We start from the raw sequence: 18,787 nt of genomic DNA on the forward strand, positions 1-18,787 counted from the left end.
CCGGGTGTGGACAGCCCAACCCGCGACGACTCGAAACGCTGTGCATTTCGACGGTGAGCGCTGATCCGGATGCGAACAGGCCGCCCCACGACAACGCCAAACGCCGTGATTTGCAACGGTGAGTGACGGCACGGCGATCGAATGAGGGTGCCGATTCGGGTGTGGATAGTTCGATCCGCGACCACTCGAGACGCTGTGACTTGCAACGGTGAGCGACGGCACGGCAGTCGAACGAGGGTGCCGATTCGGGTGTGGACAGCTCGATCCACGACCACTCGGAACGCTGTGAAATTCAACGGTGAGCGACGGCACGGCAGTCGAACGAGGACGCCGATTCGGGTGCGGATAGCTCGATCCGCGACCACTCGGAACACTGTGAAATTCGACGGTGAGCGACGGCACGGCAGTCGAACGAGGGTACCGATTCGGGTGTGGATAGCTCGATCCTCGACCACTCGGAACACTGTGAAATTCGATGGTGAGCGAAGGCACGGTGTCGCACGAAAGCGCCGATTCAGGCGTGACCGGCAGCACATGCAAACCACGCCGAAGCCCACGCATCCGCAGTCGCACCGACGCGGCAGAGCAGCACGCGTGCGCCCTCTCCACCGAAAGACACAGCACGTCGACTGCTTTAGGCGACCGGATATCCACATCGCGGCAAGCACGCGAATGGCACGCGCGATCGCGTGTGCGGTTAGAATGCGCGACCCCGAAGCCGCGTCGAAGATCGGGAACGGGCACGCAAGTCGACACCTGGCCCGTCCGGGTACCGACGCTCACCATTGAAATACACAGCGCTTCGAGTGAATTCCACGGCAGGATATCCACACCGCGATGAGCGCGCGGCTCTATCGCCGCTCCGCACTCGCCGTTAGAATGCGCGGCGCTCCGGATTTCGTGCGACGCCCGGAAGTCCGCACCAGGCAAGTCTCACGCGCGATCGGTCGGCGGCGCTCACCGGTCAAAGGCACAGCATTTTTCGTCGTCGCGATTCCCGGTTGTCCACACCCTGCATCGCGCATCCGGCCGCACTCACCGGTGAAATGCACAGTCTGCCGAGTGGTTTCGAGGCCGGGATATCCACAACCGACGCGACGAAAAAATCCACCGCGGGCGCTGCGGCAACGTCGGTTCACGCACCTGCCCGCGATCGGCGCCGGATGCCGGAAAGCCCCGCAAATTCGGCCTCCTGACGCACGCTCACCGTTCGAATCCACAGCATTTCGAGTGGGCGGAAACCCGGTTGTCCACATCCGCGCCGAAGCGGACGGCGCCCGCAAGCGCCGTCATTCGGCAATCGAACGGATGATCCGCGCCGGGTTTCCGCCAACCAGCGTATTCGGCGGGACGTCGCGCGTCACGACGGCACCCGCGCCGACAACCGAGTTCTCGCCGACCGTCACGCCGCCGATGATCGTCGCACCCGCGCCGATCCACACGTTGCTCCCGATCACGATCGGCCGGGCGACGACGGCGTCGCGCCGGCGGGACGGCTCGACCGGATGGCCCGACGTGATGAGACTGACGTTCGGCCCGATCATCACGTCGTCGCCGATGTCGAGGCCGCCGAGGTCATAGAACGTGCAGTTCTGGTTGATGAACACGTTGCGGCCGATCCGCGTATCGGCGCCGCCCGTCGCATAAAACGGCGGGATCAGCAGAAAACCGTCGTCCATCGCCCTTCCGATCAGTTCTCCGAACAATGTCAGGACGTCCTTCGCATCGTCGAACGTCAGACGGTTGAGCCGCGCGGTGATCGCCATCGTCCGCTCGAGCTCGGCGCGCATCGCGGCCGATTCCGGCGTGCGCCGGGGAATGATCGTGGTGCGATCGTCGTTCGCCATTCGTTGCCGTTCTCCGTGCGCGCTCGAACCGGCACGCCGCGCATCACGCAGCGCCTGACTCGCCGAATACGATCGCATCGCCTTGAATTCAGTCATTCGGTCGACCCGCGCAGGGTCACCCGGTTTCCACGTTTCGCGCCCCGCCGACGGCCATCGTCCGGGCTCGTGCGGGCAGCCGACGACGCTGCTGCAAAGCCGTGGAACAGCACGGTCGTGATCGCTTCAGCCGAGCACGCATACGTCAATCTCAAACTAGTCGTTTCATGACTAGTTAATTCATGAACTTCCGCCATACAAGGCTTTGCGGGAAATTCCCTACCCGCCCGCATCCGCCCGGACACGCACGACACGCGCCCGCGCCAGGCTCCGCCATTCTCGCCGTCCGCCCCTGTCCGAACCTCTCCCGCTCGGGTACGCTTGAGCATCCACCGACCCGACACGCACACCCATACGCGGAGGCGCGATGAAGCTCTACTACTGGCCGAAGACCCGGGCATTCCGGGCGCTGTGGATGCTGGAGGAAATCGGCGCCGTCTACGAGCTCGTGCCGATCGACTTGCGATCGCACGAACAAGGCAGCGACGCGTTCGTCCAGGTCAATCCGATGGCCAAGCTGCCCGCGCTCGACGACGGCAGCGAACCGTTCGCCGAATCCGGCGCCGTGCTGCTCTATCTCGCCGATCGCTGTCCGCGCGCCGGGCTCGGCATTGCACCGGACGATCCGCTGCGCGGCCGCTTCCTGCAGTGGATGTTCTTCACGCCCACCTGCCTCGAGCCGGCGATGGCCGAGAAATTCACCGGCGCGTCGGGCAATCCGGTCGCCTTCGGCTGGGGCAACATCACGCGCGTGCAGCGTGCGCTCGCACAAACGCTCGCCCACAGCCGCTGGCTCGTCGGCGATCACTTCACCGCGGCCGACCTGCTGCTCGCCAGCACGCTGAAGATCGCGTTCGACGCGCACCTGCTGCCGCACGAAGGCGTGCTCGGCGACTACGTCGCGCGCGCCGAGGATCGCGACGGCCATCGCCGCGCGGTCGCGGTCGAACAGCGCGAAGCGGCGCGCCTGCTGCATGCGTGACGCGGGAACGGCACGGCCTTCCGTCGCGGCGGCCGCGCCCGAAGGCCGGCGCCCGTTCGCGCCGTTCACGGCCGTCATGCAGCCGGCCCGGGCGTCTGCGCGGCCGTGCCGGCCTCGACCACCACGCCCGGCGAGCCGCGCTCGTCCGTATCGGTGTCGACCGGCACGACTTCGTGAAAATGCGTGTAGTCGATGTGCGTGATGCCGCCTTCGTCGTGCATCAGGTCGACATAGCGATGACGCCAGCGGATCTCCGCATGCGTCCATGAGTAGCGCGCCTGCATGACTTGCGCGGTCGTCTCGTCGGAGCCCTCGATCGTGATCAGCAGCGACGCGTCGCGCGCGGCGAGCGACTCGGCCGTCTCGCCGAACAGCGGGCTCGTTTCGTCGATCACGTGCATCAGGTTCCAGCCGAGCAGGAAGATCGGATGCTCGTTGCGCACGAGCGGCAGGTCATGGATCTTGCGCAGCATATAACCCTCGTGCGTGCCTTCGACGCGCATCAGCCGCAGTTTCGCCTGCGCTTCGGCGATCACGTTCTGGCGCGCATTCGCGGCGCGCACCATCAGCGTCATCCGCCCGTTCAGCGGACGCACGATCGCGTAACGCGCGAACAGGATCTTCGCCTGCGGCCGCGAGAAGCGCGCGAACACGAGGCCGGTCGCGAGCGCGATGCCCGACATCCCGATGAAGATCTCGAAGGTCGAGACGACGTGCGCGTAGACGGTCTGCGGATGCATGTCGCCATAACCGACCGTTGCGAGTGTCTCGACGCTGAAGAAGAACGCGCCGGCGAACCCGGCCGGCGACTGGTTCGCGATCGGCGCGTGGCCAAGCAGGTAGAGCGTCGCGAAGCCGCCGTTGAGCAGCAGGAACAGCACCGCGAGCGACAGGAAGAATACGGGCCAGCTCACCGTCAGCGCGCGGTGATAGAGGTCGCGCCAGCCGAGCGGCGGCATCCCGTACGCGATCACGGGGCGGGTGCCCGACCAGATCTTGCGGCCGCGGCCGCGGGTGGCTGGGGAGGACGAATCGACGTTCATCGCGCAAGGGCCTGGAGCAAGGAGGCGATGAGCGTAGCACGCGCGGGCGGCGGCCGGGAATGCGCAGCGATGCGGAGCGGGCTCGCGCGTGCGGCGCGAAAAAAAGCCGGCCGCATCGGCGGCCGGCTTCGCGGTCGTTCGGCGTGCTCGCGGCGCGGCCTGGGGCTTGCGGCTTGCGGCCTGCCGCCGAACTTACTTGCGGTCGACGATCACGCGGTCGAACGTGCCGCCGTCGGCGAAGTGAGTCTTCTGCGCGTTCGCCCAGCTGCCGAAAACCTGCTCGACGCTGAACGTCTTCAGCGGCTTGAACTCGGCCGCATGCTTCTTCAGCACGGTCGCGTCGCGCGGGCGCAGATGGTGCTGCGCGATGATCTCCTGCGCCTGCGGCGTGTACAGGTAGTCGAGATACGCCTGCGCGACCTTGCGCGTGCCCTTCTTGTCGGCAACCTTGTCGACGACGGCGACGGGCGGCTCCGCGAGGATGCTCGCCGACGGGTACACGGCGTCGAATTCCGCGCCCGACGCGCCGGTGTCCATCAGCGCGACTTCGTTCTCGAACGTGACGAGCACGTCGCCGATGCCGCGCTGCGTGAAGGTCGTCGTCGCGCCGCGGCCGCCCGAGTCCAGCACCGGCACGTTGCGGAAGATCGCCTTCTCGAAGTCGAGCGCCTGCTGGTCGGTCGCGCCCTTCTGCTTCTGGTAGCCCCACGCGGCGAGGTACGCGTAACGACCGTTGCCCGACGTCTTCGGGTTCGCGATGATCACCTGCACGCCCGGCTTCGCGAGATCGCTCCAGTCCTTGATCGCCTTCGGATTGCCCTTGCGCACGAGGAACACCATCGTCGTCGAGTACGGCGAGCTGCCGTCGGGGAAGCGCGCGCGCCAGTCCTTCGGCAGCAGCTGGCCGCGCTCGGCGAGCAGGTCGATGTCGTTCGGCTGGTTCATCGTCACGACGTCGGCCTGCAGCCCCTGCAACACCGACAGCGCCTGCGCGCTCGACGCGCCGTGCGACTGCTTGATCGTCACCGTTTCACCCGTCTGCTGCTTGTAGGCGGCGGCGAAGCTCGTGTTGATGTCCTTGTACAGCTCGCGCGTCACGTCGTACGACACGTTCAGGATCGACGTGTCCGCATGCGCGGCCGTGGCCACCACGACCAGCGCCGCCGCGGCGCCCGTGTGCAGCCAGCGGCCGATCCCCTTGATGCTTGCCATCGTGATATGCCCCGTTTCCAGTGGTGGTGAATAGGCGTGACGGCACGCGTACGCGCTGTCATCGAAACGTAAGCGGGCATTCTAACGGCCGGGCGCGACGCACTTTCCAATCTGTCGTGGAAAGCAAATCTCTAATTCTGCTAAGCGGCGCGCGTCGCTCGCGTACGCGCCGGATCCGGTGTTAAGATCGCCGTTCAGCCCCTTTCACGGTTCATCCATGTCCGTTGCCCCGCGTTCGCCGTCGATCCTTGCCGCCATCGCGGCAGGCGCGCGCGCGGCCGGGCTGAAACTGAAAAAACGACACCTCGACTGACGGGGGCGTCGCGTCCCGTCAGGCGAATGCCGGACGGGATGCCCGCAGGTCGTTTCTTTCTCCTTGCTCGCACGCCTCGCTCCGGCACCCCGCCGGCGGAACGGTTCCTTCCCACTCCGTTTCCACCATGAGGCTTTGCATGCACACACGTTTCGAAGGTATCTGGCTGCCGCTCGTCACGCCGTTCCACGACGGCGAGGTCGACCACGGCGCGCTCGCGCGGCTCGCGCGTCACTATGCGGCGGCGGGCGTCGCCGGGTTCGTCGCGGGCGCGACGACCGGTGAAGGCGTGCTGCTCGACGCGCACGAACAGGACGCCGTGTTCGCGACGCTGCGCGATGCGGTGCCCGACCTGCCGATCGTCGTCGGGCTCACCGCGAGCGCGACGCACTTCGCGGCCGCCCGCGCACGCGAACTCGCCGCGCTGCGGCCCGACGGGCTGCTCGTCACGCCGCCCGTCTACGTTCGGCCGACGCAGGACGGGATCCGCCGCCACGTCGAGGCGATCGTCGAGGCGGCCGACCTGCCGGTCCTCGTCTACAACATCCCGTATCGCACCGGCGTGAACGTCGAACTGGAGACGCTGCAGGCGCTCGCGCGCGATCCGCGCGTCGCGGGCATCAAGGAATGCGGCGGGACGCTCGACCGGATGAGCCGGCTCGTGCACGAGACGCCGCTCGCGATCCTCTCCGGCGACGACAACCAGAACTTCGCCGCGCTGTGTGCCGGCGCGCATGGCGCGATCGCCAGCAGCGCGCACGTGCTGCCCGGATGGCACGTGCGCATCCACGCGCTGCTGCGCGACGGCCGGCTCGCCGACGCGAGACGGCTGTCGGTCGCGCTGCAGCCGCTCGTCGCGGCGCTGTTCGCGGAGCCGAATCCGGCGCCGGTGAAGGCGGTGCTGGCTGCGCAGGGGTGGTGCGAGGACGGGCTGCGGTTGCCGTTCGTGCCGGCGAGCGCGGGGTTGCGGGAGAGGCTCGGCAAGCTGTGCGCGGCGCTGGAGGCGTCGGCGCAGACGGTCGCGGCAGCGTAGGATTTCGCTCCCGAAACTGTTTCAGACCGTCAGAATCCGCGACGCGCCATACTGCGCAAGATGGCCGTCGGCGGTGATGAGCAGCATCGGTTCGGACCAGGCCTGTGCGACCAGCAAGCGGTCGAACGGATCGCCATGGTAATGGGGAAGATGACGTACGGCCGCACCGTGTGCGGCCCGAACCGGCAGTTCGCGATATTGGCTCGCGTTCAGTTTGTCGACCAACCGATCCACATCGACGTCCAGCTTCCCTTTCCCGGCCTTGATCGCGACTTCCCAGATGCTCGCGCTGCTGATGAACACTTCGTCGGCTGCGACGATCAGCTTGCGCGCCCGAGCGCTCAACTTCGGATCATTCGCCACCGCCCAGAGAAAGATGTGCGTGTCGAACAGCAGCCGCATTACTCACCTTCGAACGCCGCGAGCTCCTCGGCGGAAAGCGGTGCATCGAAATCGTCCGCAATCCAGATCTCGCCCTCGAGGGCGCCGAATGGATGAATCGGCTTGAGCGGCACGAGCCGGACCGACTGCTTGCCGTCCTGCATGATCACGACGCGTTCGCCGGCGATCGCGGCATCGAGAAGCCGCTGAAGATCGAGCGCGGCTTCCGGGACAGTGGCAACTTGCATGATGGCCTCCGTTGAGTGATCCACCATTGTCACGACATTCGCCCCGTCCCACCAATAGGCCGAACGCCCAGCCGGGCGCAGGCGTGTCGATCGCCATCACGCCGCCAGCGCCCCCGCGTCCCCTCGCGTCGCGTCCCGCACCGCCTGCGTGACGATCCGCGCGAGCCGCTCGACGGTCGGCGTCGCCGACGACGTCCGCCGCAGCAGCATCAGTGGCAGGCCCGGCAGTGCCGGCAGCCCGGACGACACCGCGTCGAGCACACGCACCGACGCGGGCAGCCCGTAGTGCGAGCGCACGGTCAGCCCGAGGCCGGCCGCCGCCGCCGCCCACAGCCCGGCCAGGCTCGGCGTCGTGAACGCGACGCGCCACGGCACGCCCGCGCGGTCGAGCGCATCGGTCGCCGCGCCGAAGAAGCGGCACGGCCGATCGAACACGACGAGCGGCAACGGCTCGCCCGATGCGCGCATCGCACACAGACGCGCGGCGCCGTCGTCGACCGCATCCGCCGGTCCGTCGGCGTCCGGCACGCCGAAACCGCTCGCGCCGCTCGCCGCGATCCACTGCATCGGCACCTGCGCGATCGCGTCGCTGTCGATGCCCGCGCGCGACACCAGCGCCGCCGACGCCGGGTCGCCCCACACGAGCGCGAGATCGAGCTGGTTCGCGTCGAGCCGCTCGAGCAACTCGGCATTGCGCGCGACGCGCGCCTCGATCCTCACCTTCGGATGCGCACGCGCGAAACGCCCGAGCACGTCGGGCAGGATCGCTTCGCCGAAGTCCTCCTGAAGGCCGACCCGCACCCAGCCGTCGAGATTCACGCCGCGCACGGCCGCGGCCGCTTCGTCGTTCAGCTCGATCATCCGCCGCGCATAGCGCAGCATCGCGTCGCCGGCGTCGGTCAGCGCGAGCCCGCGGCCGGCCTTCACGAACAGCGGCGTGCCGGCCTGTTCCTCGAGCTTGCGGATCTGCGCGCTCACCGCCGACGACGAACGCGCGACGCGATCGGCGGCCTTCGCGAAGCTGCCGAGATCCACACCCGCGACCAGGCTGCGCAGCGCCGCGACGTCGAAGTTCGGCCGGGCTAGCGTGGCGTCGGGCGCCACGAGCGACGCCTCGCCGGGGGCAGGGTCTTGTCCGGACATCTCAATCATCCCGTTTTATCGAACGATTCATCAAAAACTTTCCGATTTTCAGGATGAATGTAGGTCGCCACACTGGCGATGTCAATTTCCACACGGGCCCTGTCGCCATGGATACCTCCTGCCTAGCATCCCCGTCCCCGTCCTTGCCAGCGCGCGACGCGCGCGGCCCGGCCCATCGCTGGCGCGTGCTCGCGGCCGGCGTCGCCGCGAACATGAGCTTTTCCGCCGCCGCGGCGGGCATTCCGACCACCGCCGTGTGGATGCGCTCGGCCTATCACCTCGACAACGGCGCGCTGGGCCTCGTGCTCGGCGCGCTCGGCTTCGGCGTCGCGCTGTCCGAACTGCCGTGGGGGATCGCCGCCGACCGCATCGGCGATCGCCGCGTACTGCTCACCGGCCTCGTCGCGACCGCCGCGATGCTGGCGCTGATGGTGGCCACGATCGTCCCGGCCGCGCACGCGGTGCCGCCGCTCATGCGCGTCGTCGCGGCGATGTGCTGCGTCGGCCTGCTCGGCGGCAGCGTGAACGGCTCGAGCGGACGCGCGGTGATGCGCTGGTTCGGCGAGCGCGAACGCGGGCTCGCGATGAGCATCCGCCAGACGGCCGTGCCGCTCGGCGGCGGCGTCGGCGCGGCGCTGCTGCCGTCGCTCGCGTCGCATGCGGGCTTTGCCGCGGTGTACGGCGCGCTGATGCTGCTGTGTGCCGGATCGGCCGCGCTCACGTGGCGCTGGCTGCACGAACCGCCCGACACGGCGGCCACCGCGCCCGCCGACGCGAACCGCGCCGTCGGGCACCAATCGCCGGCCGCGCCCGCGCGCAGTCCGCTCGCGAGCGGCCGCGTCTGGCGCATCGTGCTCGGCATCGGCGCGCTGTGTGCGCCGCAGTTCGCGGTACTCACGTTCGCGACCGTGTTCCTGCACGATTTCGGCCGGCTCGGCCTCGCCGGCATCAGCGCGGCGATGGTCGCGCTGCAGTTGGGCGCGATGGTGATGCGCGTGTGGAGCGGCCGCCATACCGACCGGCACGGCAACCGGCGTGCGTACCTGCGCGGGTCGGTCTGCGTCGCGTCCGGATCGTTCGCGCTGCTCGCGGCCGCGACTGCCGGCAGCCCGCACGTGCCGCTCGCCGCGATCGTCGCGATCCTCGTGTTCGCCGGCATCTGCGTGTCGGCCTGGCACGGCGTCGCGTACACCGAACTCGCGACGCTCGCGGGCGCGAACCACGCAGGCACCGCCCTCGGGATGGCGAACACGGTCGTCTATCTGGGGCTGTTCGCGACGCCGCTCGCGATTCCGCCGCTGCTCGCCGTCAGCTCGTGGAGCGTGGTGTGGCTCGCGACCGCGCTGATCGCGGCGGCAACGTACCCGTTGTTTGCCCGCTAGCCAGCAAGCGGGCGCCAGCGGCGACGCCCGTCCTGCCGACCGCATGGCGCGGCATTCAGAACTTGTACACGGCCGACAGCATCGCCGAGCGGCCATCGCCGAACTCGACGGCCGACGATTGCGATGCGTTTCCCACCACCTGCCGCACGCGTTCGACATAGGCGCGATCGAACAGGTTGTCGACGTTCAGCTGGAAGCGCAGCCTGCGGCTCACGTCGTACGACGCCATCAGGTTGTGCACCCAGTACGCGCCGAGCTTGCCGTCGCCTTGCGACGTCACGTTGCGCCGGCCGACGAAGTGCGAACCGTAGCCGACCGTCCAGCCGGCCGGCAACCGATAGGTCGTCCACAGGTTGAACGCGTGCCGCGGCGTGTTGCCGAGCGCCTGTCCGTCGCGGCGCGGCGTGGCCGGTGAACTGAGCGTGACGCTCGCGAGATACGTGTAGTTGGCAAACACGTCCCACTGCGGCGTCACCTTGCCCGCGGCCCCGAGCTCGATGCCGCGAACGCGCTGCCGGCCCACGAGCGCGTAGCTGCCGTCGGCCATGCGTTCGCGTGCGTTGTTCTTTTCGGTCTGGAACAGCGCGCCGTTCAGCGCGACGCCCGCGAGCCCCTCCCATTTCGCGCCGAGCTCCAAACTCTCGTTCTTCTCGGGCGCGAGCGCACCGGTCGCCGCGCTCACGCCGGAGCCGGAGGTCACGAGAAATTCGGCGGACGGGTTGAACGACGTGCCATACGCGAAATACACGCGACCGTTGTCGGTCGGCTTGAACACGAGCCCCGCGCGCGTGCTCAGGTGACGGTCGGAACTGTCCGCGCGCTCGGCGGGCTTGCCGGCCGCGGCCCCTTTCGCCCAGCCGTCGATCCAGTCGTGCCGCAGCCCGACGTCGATGTCCCAGTAGCGGCCGACCGAGATCGTGTCGAACGCGTACAGCGCCTTCACGACCAGCGCGGTGTCCTGGCGGGCACTGTCCTCGCGCTGCGCCGGGCCGCGCCACACGCCGGGCGGCGCCGCGAGCGCAAAGCCGTCGGCCGGGTAGAACCGGTTGAGCCCGTACGAATAGGTCGTGCGGCCGTACGTTTCGCGCGAGATCTCGAAGCCCGTGACGAGCGTATGCCCGACGCCGAACGTCGTGAACGTGCTCGTCACGTTCGTCTGGTTCGCCCACATCGCGGTCGACGCGTCGCGGCCGTAGCCTTGCGGCCCGGCCGGCTTGTAACGCCCGGGCGGCAGCCCTTCCAGGCTCACGCGCGCTCCCGAAATCACCGTATCGCGATTCAGGTGCGCGTAGCGGCTCAGGTTCTGCACCTTCAGGCCGGACGACACGTCGTGCTCGGCCTTCACGGTGACGGCATCCGCAGCGATCCGTTCGCGATCCAGATTGCGCCAGCCGAAATAGCGGTCGCGCGACATGCCGGCCAGCACCTGGCCGTTGTGCGCAGGCAGCCCGTAGTCGGGCAGGTTGTTGTCGTACTGGTGAAAATAGCCGAGCGTGACGCGCGTCGGCGTGCCGACGCCAAATGCGAGCGACGGCGCGACGCCCCAGCGGCGCTTGCGGATGTCGTTGCGGCCCGGCACGTCGTTCACATGCGCCATCGCGTTCAGGCGGAACGCGGCCCGGCCTTCGGTGCCGGGCACCGGCCGGTTCGCATCGAGCGTCACGCGGCGGTAGCCGGACGTTCCGAGCATCGTGCCGGCCTCCGTGAGCGCGCCGGCTTTCGGCGTCTTGCTGATCAGGTTCACCGAGCCGCCCGTCGTGCCCGCGCCGCCGAATACCGAGTTCGGCCCCTTGATCACCTCGACCGCCTCGATGTTGAACAGGTCGCTGCGATTGTTCTGCGCACTGTCGCGCAACCCGTCGAGCTGCATATTCGCGTTCGCGCCGAAGCCGCGGATATTGAACATGTCGCCCGACCCGCCGCCGCCTTCTCCCGCGTTGAACGTGATGCCCGCGACGTTCGACAGCGCGTCGCGCAGGCTCAGCGCCTGCTGTTCGTCGAGCACCGCGCGCGGCACGACGGTGATCGTCTGCGGCACGTCGAGCAGCGGCGTCGCGTATTTGGCGGAACCCGACCGGTCGACGCGCGTACCGGCGTCGCGATTGCCGTGGACGAAGATCGGGCTCAGGTGCGGCGCGTGGCGCGGCTCGTCCTCTTCCGCGCACGCAGGCGCGGCGGCACAGGTCACCATCGCGAACGCAACGGACGCGGTCGCGCGACGCGGCGGCGTCGCGCTCGACAGAATGCAACGACTCATGTTCACTCCACCCCATTAACGAGAATGGTTCTCATTCAATAGAAATGGAGTCGACGTGGCAATTGGACACGTACGAACTTCGGGATCCGAATGAATCGTCGAACGACGCGGGCATGGCGCAGGCCAGCATGACGCAGTGTGGCGTCTCGATCATTCGCACGGAGCGTGCGACAGCTGGCTGCGTGCGGTCTTCGCGTTCAGGAGGCCGCCGACGCTGTACACGCCACCGATGCGCGGCACCGTGAAATGGCAGCCGTTCGTCACACGCGGGCGGCGCAGCACGCCCCACGGCGCCCGCGCATCCGTCAGGCCGCCTCGCGCGCCAGCGCGCGCCGCGCGGCCGGCCGCTCGGCCTCGCGCTGCGCGTGGGCTGTCCACGCCGCATGCTGCGTCATGTCGAGTCCGATCGCAACACCCCAGCGATACAGCACCAACAGGAACGGATCGACGATCGAATGCGCACCCGGTTCAGCCCACGTTCGGCCATCGGCGAGCGCGGCCTCGATCGAGGCGTTCGCGGCTTCGATCGTGCCGCGCCCGTGTGCGCTGACCGCGCCGTGCAGCGCCGGATCGCCGATGAAGCGGCCCGGTCGCCACAACGCGCCGTAGCCGACGCCGTGCACCCAGCCGACCAGCCAGGCGAGCCATTCATGACACCGCGCCTCGCGCAGCGGTTCGCCGAGCGGCAGCAATTGCGCATCCGGATAGCGGTGCGCGAGATACGTGAGGATCGCAGGCGTTTCGGTCAGCACGCTCGGCTCGCCCGGAATCGCGAGCACGGGCACGCGCGCCTTCGCGTTGATCGCCAGATAGGGCGCTGCGAGGTTCTGCTGCTTCTGCACCGAGACGATCTCGACGTCGAACGGCGCGCCGGTTTCCTCCAGCGCGATATGAGCGGCGAGCGAGCAGGCGCCCGGCGAAAGATAGAGACGATATGCGTTCATGGTGTGTGGCCCGACGGCGCTGTGGAAGACGGAACCGAGTGTAGGAACGCATCCCGATGCGCGGCAAACGAAGAATTGTCGTGCTTGAACATTAGTGTTACTAATACCCGCATGCGACGCATCCACCTCCCCCCGCTCCAGACGCTGCGTGCGTTCGAAGCCGCCGTGCGGCTGCAGAGCTTCACGCGCGCGGCCGATGCGCTTGCGCTCACGCAAGGGGCCGTCAGCCAGCACATCCGCGCGCTCGAGGCGCAGCTCGGCTACCCGCTCTTCACGCGCGAACGCAACGGCGCAACGCCAACGCATGCCGCGCATGCGCTCGCGCTACAGGTGCGCCAGGGCCTGAGCGTGCTCGAACGCGCGTTCGAGCCGGCGCTCGCCGTACGCAGCCGCCCGCGTACCTGCGACGTGACGCTGAACGTCAGCGTGCTGCCGAGTGTCGCCGAGCGCTGGCTCGCACCACGCCTGCCGCGCTTCACGGCCGCGCATCCGCACATCGCGATCGCGCTGCACCCGGACGTGGCGCTCGCGCCGCTGCGCAAGCGCGACCGCATCGACGTCGCGCTGCGCTACGGGCCCGGCAGCTGGCCGGGCGTCGTCGCCGAAAAGCTGATGAACGAGACGATCTTCCCGGTCGCGAGCCCCGCGTACCGCAATCGCGACGGCATTGCGCCGCGCGTGCCGGCCGATCTCGTGCGCGCGACGTTGCTGCGCCATCCCGCGCAGCCATGGGAACCGTGGCTCCAGGCTGCGCGGCTCGACCTCACCGAATCCGCTCGCGCGCCGCGTTTCGCCGATGCGAATGCGCTGATCGACGCGACGCTGAAAGGGCGTGGCGTCGCACTCGCGCGCCGCTCGCTGATCGAGCCCGAGCTCGCGGACGGCACGCTCGTGCGCGTATCGACGGTGCGCGTGACCGACGTGTATGCGCACTACGTCGTATGGCGCCCCGGCCATCCGCAGGAAGCGGCGATCCGCACGTGGCTCGACTGGCTGCGCAGCGAAGCGCGGCGCAGAACGCCGCGCCGCTGACGCTGCGGCTGACGCTCACGCGCGCGTCGGCATCGCCACCTTGTCGAGCGTGATCGGCAGATCGCGCACGCGCACGCCCGTCGCGTGATAGATCGCATTCGCGATCGCCGCCGGCACGCCCGTGATCCCTATTTCGCCGATGCCGCGGATGCCGAGCGGGTTGAAATGCGTGTCGCGTTCGTCGACGAAGCTCACGTCGAGATCGCCGATATCCGCATTCACGGGTACGTGATATTCGGCGAGGTTCGCATTTGTGAAGCGGCCATGCCGCACGTCGAGGAACGAGCCTTCCTCGAGCGCGGTGCCGAGCCCCCACACCATCCCGCCGATCAGCTGGCTGCGTGCGGTCTTCGCATTCAGCAGGCTGCCGACGCTGTACACGCCGACGATGCGCGGCACCCGGATCGTGCCGAGTTCGGCATCGACGTGTACTTCGGCGAACACCGCGCCGAACGAATGAGATGCATAGCGCGACTTCTCGTCGCCCGGCTTCGCGGTCGCCTGCGCTTCGAGCGGCCGTCCGCCCGCGCGCGCGATCACCGCGGCGGCCGGATCGCGCCGCGACGGCTCGCCGCGATGCACGAGCCAGCCGTCGTCGACCGTCACGTCGTGCGCCGCGACGCCGTGCAGCGGCGAGCCCGAATCGGCGATCGCCAGCGCGATCAGCATCGCGCGCGCCCGCAGCGCGGCGTCGCGCACGGCCGGCGCGACGCTCGCCGCCGATTGCGAGCCGCCCGACACCGGCGCGCGCGGCAGGCTCGAATCGCCGAGCACGAAGCGCACGTTCTGCGGCGCGAAGCCGAGCGCGTCGGCGGCGACCTGCGTCATGACCGTGTAGGTGCCGGTGCCGATGTCCTGCGTGCCCGACGCGACTTCGGCCGTGCCGTCCGGCAGGATGCGCGCACGCGCAGACGCCTCGCTGCGATTCGCCGGATACGTCGCGGCGGCCATCCCGAGACCGACCAGCGTGTCGCCGTCGCGCATCGTGCGCGGCCCGCCGGTGCGCCGCGACCAGCCGAAGCGTTGCGCGCCGGCCTGGTAGCACTCGCGCAGCTTGTTGCTCGACCACGGCTTGCCATCCTCCGGGTCGACCTCCGCGTAATTCGCAAGCCGCAGCGCGACCGGATCCATGCCGAGCCGCCACGCGAGCTCGTCCATCGCCGATTCCAGCGCGAACGAACCGGACGCCTCGCCGGGCGCGCGCATGAACGTCGGCGTGCCGACGTTCAGCGACACGATCCGGTGCGTGGTCGCCTGGTTCGGCACCGCATACATGATCCGCGACGGCATCCCGCACATCTCCGTCCAGTCCTCGAACGTCGACGTGGTGACGATCGAGTCGTGGCGCAGCGCGGTCAGCGTGCCGTCGGCGCGCGCGGCCAGCACGACGCGCTGCTCGGTGAACGGGCGGCCGCCGACCGGGCCGAACATCTGCGGCCGCGTCAGCGCAAGGCGCACCGGGCGCCCCACCTGGCGCGCGGCCATCGCGCACAACGACACGTGCGACCACGACGATCCCTTGCAGCCGAAGCCGCCGCCGAGGAACGGCGAGATCACGCGCACCTGCTCCGGCGCGATGCCGAATACCGCGGCCACTGCCGTGCTGGCGCCCGACACGCCCTGCGTCGCGTCGTGCAGCGTGAGCGTCGGGCCGTCCCAGTGCGCCATCGTCGCGTGCGGCTCGAGCGGATTGTGATGCTGCATCGGCGTCGTGTAGGTGGCGTCGATGCGCACCGCGCCCTCGCGCAGGCCTGCATCGACGTCGCCGCGCTGCGTGTCCATCGCGCGCCCCTGCTGCTTCGGCGGCACGCGCGCGCCGCGCTTCGCGCGCGCGAAATCGAGCGTGGCAACGCTCGCGCGATAGCGCACCTGCACGGCATTCGCGGCGTCGGTCGCCTGCTCGAGCGTTTCGGCGACGACGACCGCGACAGGTTCGTTGCTGTAGCGCACCGTGTCGTCCTGCAACAGCGTGAGCCCGCGCCCGGCCGGCGGCGACAGCGGCGTGCGGCCGCCGTTGGGCAACCGCATCGCGTTCTCGTGCGTCATCACGAGCAGCACGCCGGGCATCGCGCGTGCGCGTGCCGCGTCAATCGATTCGATGCGCCCCGCTGCGATCGTGCTCGTCACGAGCACCGCGTGCGCGAGGCGCGTATCGGCGAATTCGGCCGCATAGCGCGCGCCGCCCGTCACTTTGAGTACGCCCTCGACACGGTCGAGCGGCTGTCCGGTCACCGTGTTCATACCGCATCTCCCGTCGTGCCAGCGGCCGCATGCACCGCACGGACGATCGCGCGCTGCGCGAGCGCGACCTTGAATCGATTGCCGTCGAGCGGCCGCGCGTCGCGCAACGCGAGCGCAGCCGCCTCGCGCAGCGCCGCATCCGTCGGCGCGCGGCCGACGAGATGCCGTTCCGCAGCCGTCGCGCGCAGCGGCTTGTGCGCCACGCCGCCGAGCGCGATGCGCGCCTCCGTCACCTGCGCACCGTCCAGCCGCAACGCGGCGGCCACCGCGACCAGCGCGAACGCGTAACTCGCGCGGTCGCGCACCTTCAGGTAGTGCGCATGGTCCGCAAAGCGCGGCGGCGGCAGATCCACCGACGTAATCAGTTCGCCCGGTTCGAGCGTCGTGTCGAGGTCGGGCCGATCGCCGGGCAACCGGTGAAACGACGCGAACGGAATCTGCCGCGCGCCGCGTGGGCCGCTCACCTGTACGACCGCATCGAGCGCCGCGAGCGCGACGCTCATGTCCGACGGGTTCACCGCGACGCACTGCTGGCTGGCGCCGAGAATCGCGTGCATCCGGTTGTGCCCGCCGATCGCCGCGCAGCCGCTGCCCGGCTCGCGCTTGTTGCATTGCGCGAACGCGGGATCGTAGAAATACGGGCAGCGCGTGCGCTGCATCAGGTTGCCGCCGACGGTCGCCATGTTGCGCAATTGCGCGGACGCGCCGGCGAGCAGCGCCTGCGACAGCAGCGGATAGTCCGCGCGGATACGCGGATGAGCGGCCGCATCGCTGTTGCGCACGAGCGCACCGATTCGCAGTCCGCCATCCGGCAACGCGTCGACCGTATCGAGCCCCGCGATGCGCGTGATGTCGATGAGCGTGACGGGCCGCGCGACGCCGCCCTTCATCAGGTCCAGCAGGTTCGTGCCGCCGCCGATGAAGGCCGCGCCCGGCCGCTGCGCCGCCCGCACGGCGCCCGCGACGTCGGTTGCCCGTTCGTAGGAGATCGCTTCCATGGCCGGGTCCTCCCGCGCTAGCCGTTCGCCGCGTGCGCGGCGCGCACGGCGGCGACGATGTTCGGGTACGCACCGCAGCGGCACAGATTGCCGCTCATGCGCTCGCGGATCTCGTCGTCCGACAGTTGTGCGGGCCGGCGTCGCACGTCGTCGGTGACGGCGCTCGCCGCGCCCGCCGAAAACTCGTCGAGCAGCGCGGTCGCAGAACACAGCTGGCCGGGCGTGCAGTAGCCGCACTGGAATGCATCGTGATCGACGAACGCACGCTGCATCGGGCTCAGCACGCCGCCGCGCGCGAGCCCCTCGACGGTCGTGATCCGCTCGCCTTCGTGCATCACCGCGAGCGTCAGGCACGCATTGATGCGCCGCCCGTCGACGAGCACCGTGCACGCGCCGCATTGCCCGCGGTCGCAGCCTTTCTTCGTGCCGGTAAGGCCCGCGTATTCGCGCAGCGCGTCGAGCAGCGTGACGCGCGGTTCGAGCTGCAGCGTGTATTCGCGCCCGTTGATGTCGAGCCGCACGGGCTGCGCCGGGACCGTATCGCGATGTGTCGCCGCAGGCGTGAATGTCGTGTGCGGCTGCTGCGGATGAACGTGCGATGCGGCGCCGACGGTCGCGGCCGCCGCCGCCGATTGCAGAAAGCGGCGCCGTGCGGCGCTGGACGGCGTATCGTGCGTCAACGGCGGGGACGCTGCATGGCCGGCCGCGAGCGGCGACGGGGCAGCATCGCTCGCGGGTCCGGTGGACGGGGGGATGGATCGATCGCTGGACATGGCTTCTGCTCGCTCCCTGGTTGATGGATGCGGATACGCCGCCCGTGCCCGGTTGGCCGCGCGGGACAGCGCGTGCATCGGCGCTGCGAGCAATTCCGGTGCCGCAAGCCGACACGGGTCTTCGCCTGCGCCGGGCAGATTGCGTTCATGCGTTGCGAACGGACCGCACGCAGGTATCGGTTACCGCTCCTGTCACGTGCGTGCCGCTACGCTGGCGCGTGGCTGACCGCCGGCTGTCGATGCGGTAAAAAACACGCATTCGGCAGTCGCGCTGGCGACACATCGACCGACGCTGGCCAAAGGCGTCCGCACCGCCGTGCACGACACGTCGCATCGCGTGCATGGTTCGTCGCGTTGCACGCGCGTGTAAATGCGCGCGGCCACTACATCCGCCATGAAAATTCGGCGGGTCGACCCGGCTCCGCCGCCGTGAAAGCGCATGGTCAGCATCACGAAAGCCGTTCGCGATCACGCGCCGGTCGCAAACGATTCACCGAATCGTCGCATCGCACGGGCATACTCGAAAACGTTTCCCGATCCGCCTGCCAGGAGAAAAGTGATGCGTCGTGTTGCCCTCGTGGTCGTTCTATGTGCCGCCGCCTTCGCCGTCGCCTGCAGCGACGACGCGCCGCACGACGCGCACGCAACCGACGCCTCGCAACAGGCCGGCGCATCGTCCGGCGCCGCGAGCGCGTTCAACAGCGCTGCCGGTGCGAGCACCGCCGCGTCCGATGCCGCGCCGCTCGCGCCGCCCGTCGTCCACTACCCGCCCGACGATGACGACGACGCGAAGCCCGCGACGAACGCGGGCGCGTCCGCCATCGCCGCGTCGTCGCCGCACTGATCCCGCCGTTCCTGGTGT

At 69.2% G+C, this 18,787-nt stretch carries 16 protein-coding genes; 5 read left to right on the forward strand and 11 right to left on the reverse strand.

All coding sequences use genetic code 11. The features are described from left to right. Positions 1-1,289 precede the first annotated feature (1,289 nt). Complete coding sequence (locus tag U4Z64_RS05035) at positions 1,290-1,847, reverse strand: sugar O-acetyltransferase (RefSeq protein WP_321819389.1); 558 nt, start codon at positions 1,845-1,847, stop codon at positions 1,290-1,292. A 463-nt stretch (positions 1,848-2,310) separates the two neighbouring features. Here U4Z64_RS05035 and U4Z64_RS05040 point away from each other — a divergent pair, with 463 nt between their 5' ends. Continuing rightward, a complete protein-coding gene (locus tag U4Z64_RS05040; RefSeq protein ID WP_321819390.1) occupies positions 2,311-2,925 on the forward strand; it encodes a glutathione S-transferase in 615 nt (204 codons plus the stop codon). Positions 2,926-2,999: 74 nt separating this feature from the next. Here U4Z64_RS05040 and U4Z64_RS05045 read toward each other — a convergent pair whose 3' ends face one another. Further along, entirely contained in the window at positions 3,000-3,968 is a 969-nt protein-coding gene (locus U4Z64_RS05045) for an ion channel (RefSeq protein ID WP_124893697.1), read from the reverse strand. Between the two features lie 192 nt (positions 3,969-4,160). Beyond that, complete coding sequence (locus tag U4Z64_RS05050) at positions 4,161-5,180, reverse strand: sulfate ABC transporter substrate-binding protein (RefSeq protein ID WP_321819391.1); 1,020 nt, start codon at positions 5,178-5,180, stop codon at positions 4,161-4,163. A gap of 452 nt (positions 5,181-5,632) precedes the next feature. Here U4Z64_RS05050 and dapA point away from each other — a divergent pair, with 452 nt between their 5' ends. Continuing rightward, the gene (gene dapA, locus U4Z64_RS05055; RefSeq protein ID WP_321819392.1) at positions 5,633-6,526 is read left to right on the forward strand and encodes a 4-hydroxy-tetrahydrodipicolinate synthase; all 894 of its coding nucleotides are present in this window, start codon (positions 5,633-5,635) and stop codon (positions 6,524-6,526) included. Between the two features lie 21 nt (positions 6,527-6,547). Here the strand turns inward: dapA and U4Z64_RS05060 are convergent, their stop codons facing one another. The 3 genes from U4Z64_RS05060 to U4Z64_RS05070 all read right to left on the reverse strand — a co-directional run bounded on the left by U4Z64_RS05060 (position 6,548) and on the right by U4Z64_RS05070 (position 8,298). Next, positions 6,548-6,928, reverse strand: a complete 381-nt coding sequence (locus U4Z64_RS05060; RefSeq protein WP_044846165.1) for a type II toxin-antitoxin system VapC family toxin — start codon at positions 6,926-6,928, stop codon at positions 6,548-6,550. Continuing rightward, positions 6,928-7,155 carry a type II toxin-antitoxin system Phd/YefM family antitoxin gene (locus U4Z64_RS05065; protein WP_044846164.1) on the reverse strand — a complete coding sequence of 76 codons (228 nt, stop codon included), beginning with the start codon at positions 7,153-7,155 and terminating at the stop codon, positions 6,928-6,930. The genes U4Z64_RS05060 and U4Z64_RS05065 overlap by 1 nt, the downstream gene beginning before the upstream one ends. 96 nt (positions 7,156-7,251) lie before the next feature. Further along, positions 7,252-8,298, reverse strand: coding sequence for a LysR substrate-binding domain-containing protein (locus U4Z64_RS05070; RefSeq protein ID WP_321819393.1), 1,047 nt, complete (start codon positions 8,296-8,298; stop codon positions 7,252-7,254). 107 nt (positions 8,299-8,405) lie between these two features. Between U4Z64_RS05070 and U4Z64_RS05075 the strand changes: the two genes are divergently transcribed. Next, the gene (locus U4Z64_RS05075; RefSeq protein WP_321819394.1) at positions 8,406-9,680 is read left to right on the forward strand and encodes an MFS transporter; all 1,275 of its coding nucleotides are present in this window, start codon (positions 8,406-8,408) and stop codon (positions 9,678-9,680) included. A gap of 55 nt (positions 9,681-9,735) precedes the next feature. Here the strand turns inward: U4Z64_RS05075 and U4Z64_RS05080 are convergent, their stop codons facing one another. Continuing rightward, on the reverse strand, positions 9,736-11,937 hold the full coding sequence (locus tag U4Z64_RS05080) for a TonB-dependent siderophore receptor (RefSeq protein ID WP_321819395.1): 2,202 nt from the start codon (positions 11,935-11,937) through the stop codon (positions 9,736-9,738). A 305-nt stretch (positions 11,938-12,242) separates the two neighbouring features. Then, positions 12,243-12,881 (reverse strand): glutathione S-transferase family protein, encoded by a 639-nt coding sequence (locus U4Z64_RS05085; protein ID WP_124571777.1) that lies wholly within the window; start codon positions 12,879-12,881, stop codon positions 12,243-12,245. 111 nt (positions 12,882-12,992) lie between these two features. On the opposite strand from U4Z64_RS05085, the gene U4Z64_RS05090 reads away from it, so the two are divergent. After that, positions 12,993-13,913, forward strand: a complete 921-nt coding sequence (locus tag U4Z64_RS05090; protein ID WP_321800587.1) for a LysR substrate-binding domain-containing protein — start codon at positions 12,993-12,995, stop codon at positions 13,911-13,913. Between the two features lie 15 nt (positions 13,914-13,928). Here the strand turns inward: U4Z64_RS05090 and U4Z64_RS05095 are convergent, their stop codons facing one another. From U4Z64_RS05095 to U4Z64_RS05105, 3 genes are read right to left on the reverse strand one after another with little or no spacing between them, the layout of a single operon-like run. After that, positions 13,929-16,154: a xanthine dehydrogenase family protein molybdopterin-binding subunit gene (locus U4Z64_RS05095; protein ID WP_321819396.1), complete on the reverse strand. Its 2,226-nt coding sequence runs from the start codon at positions 16,152-16,154 to the stop codon at positions 13,929-13,931. Next, on the reverse strand, positions 16,151-17,152 hold the full coding sequence (locus tag U4Z64_RS05100; RefSeq protein WP_321819397.1) for a xanthine dehydrogenase family protein subunit M: 1,002 nt from the start codon (positions 17,150-17,152) through the stop codon (positions 16,151-16,153). Before U4Z64_RS05100 ends, U4Z64_RS05095 begins: the two co-directional genes overlap by 4 nt. Before the next feature lie 17 nt (positions 17,153-17,169). Continuing rightward, complete coding sequence (locus U4Z64_RS05105; protein WP_321819398.1) at positions 17,170-17,925, reverse strand: (2Fe-2S)-binding protein; 756 nt, start codon at positions 17,923-17,925, stop codon at positions 17,170-17,172. 559 nt (positions 17,926-18,484) lie between these two features. On the opposite strand from U4Z64_RS05105, the gene U4Z64_RS05110 reads away from it, so the two are divergent. Continuing rightward, entirely contained in the window at positions 18,485-18,769 is a 285-nt protein-coding gene (locus U4Z64_RS05110) for a hypothetical protein (RefSeq protein ID WP_321819399.1), read from the forward strand. Positions 18,770-18,787: the final 18 nt, after the last annotated feature.

Source organism: Burkholderia sp. BCC1996, assembly GCF_905339955.1.
Classification (GTDB): Bacteria; Pseudomonadota; Gammaproteobacteria; order Burkholderiales; family Burkholderiaceae; genus Burkholderia.

Excerpts from the sequence above, each read along its gene's own strand:
- U4Z64_RS05080 (WP_321819395.1), bottom strand. The coding sequence starts at position 11,937 with ATGAGTCGTTGCATTCTGTCGAGCGCGACGCCGCCGCGTCGCGCGACC.
- U4Z64_RS05110 (WP_321819399.1), top strand. The coding sequence starts at position 18,485 with ATGCGTCGTGTTGCCCTCGTGGTCGTTCTATGTGCCGCCGCCTTCGCC.
- U4Z64_RS05085 (WP_124571777.1), bottom strand. The coding sequence starts at position 12,881 with ATGAACGCATATCGTCTCTATCTTTCGCCGGGCGCCTGCTCGCTCGCC.
- U4Z64_RS05040 (WP_321819390.1), top strand. The coding sequence starts at position 2,311 with ATGAAGCTCTACTACTGGCCGAAGACCCGGGCATTCCGGGCGCTGTGG.
- U4Z64_RS05065 (WP_044846164.1), bottom strand. The coding sequence starts at position 7,155 with ATGCAAGTTGCCACTGTCCCGGAAGCCGCGCTCGATCTTCAGCGGCTT.
- U4Z64_RS05095 (WP_321819396.1), bottom strand. The coding sequence starts at position 16,154 with ATGAACACGGTGACCGGACAGCCGCTCGACCGTGTCGAGGGCGTACTC.
- U4Z64_RS05035 (WP_321819389.1), bottom strand. The coding sequence starts at position 1,847 with ATGGCGAACGACGATCGCACCACGATCATTCCCCGGCGCACGCCGGAA.
- dapA (WP_321819392.1), top strand. The coding sequence starts at position 5,633 with ATGCACACACGTTTCGAAGGTATCTGGCTGCCGCTCGTCACGCCGTTC.
- U4Z64_RS05050 (WP_321819391.1), bottom strand. The coding sequence starts at position 5,180 with ATGGCAAGCATCAAGGGGATCGGCCGCTGGCTGCACACGGGCGCCGCG.
- U4Z64_RS05045 (WP_124893697.1), bottom strand. The coding sequence starts at position 3,968 with ATGAACGTCGATTCGTCCTCCCCAGCCACCCGCGGCCGCGGCCGCAAG.
- U4Z64_RS05090 (WP_321800587.1), top strand. The coding sequence starts at position 12,993 with ATGCGACGCATCCACCTCCCCCCGCTCCAGACGCTGCGTGCGTTCGAA.
- U4Z64_RS05075 (WP_321819394.1), top strand. The coding sequence starts at position 8,406 with ATGGATACCTCCTGCCTAGCATCCCCGTCCCCGTCCTTGCCAGCGCGC.
- U4Z64_RS05070 (WP_321819393.1), bottom strand. The coding sequence starts at position 8,298 with ATGTCCGGACAAGACCCTGCCCCCGGCGAGGCGTCGCTCGTGGCGCCC.
- U4Z64_RS05100 (WP_321819397.1), bottom strand. The coding sequence starts at position 17,152 with ATGGAAGCGATCTCCTACGAACGGGCAACCGACGTCGCGGGCGCCGTG.
- U4Z64_RS05105 (WP_321819398.1), bottom strand. The coding sequence starts at position 17,925 with ATGTCCAGCGATCGATCCATCCCCCCGTCCACCGGACCCGCGAGCGAT.
- U4Z64_RS05060 (WP_044846165.1), bottom strand. The coding sequence starts at position 6,928 with ATGCGGCTGCTGTTCGACACGCACATCTTTCTCTGGGCGGTGGCGAAT.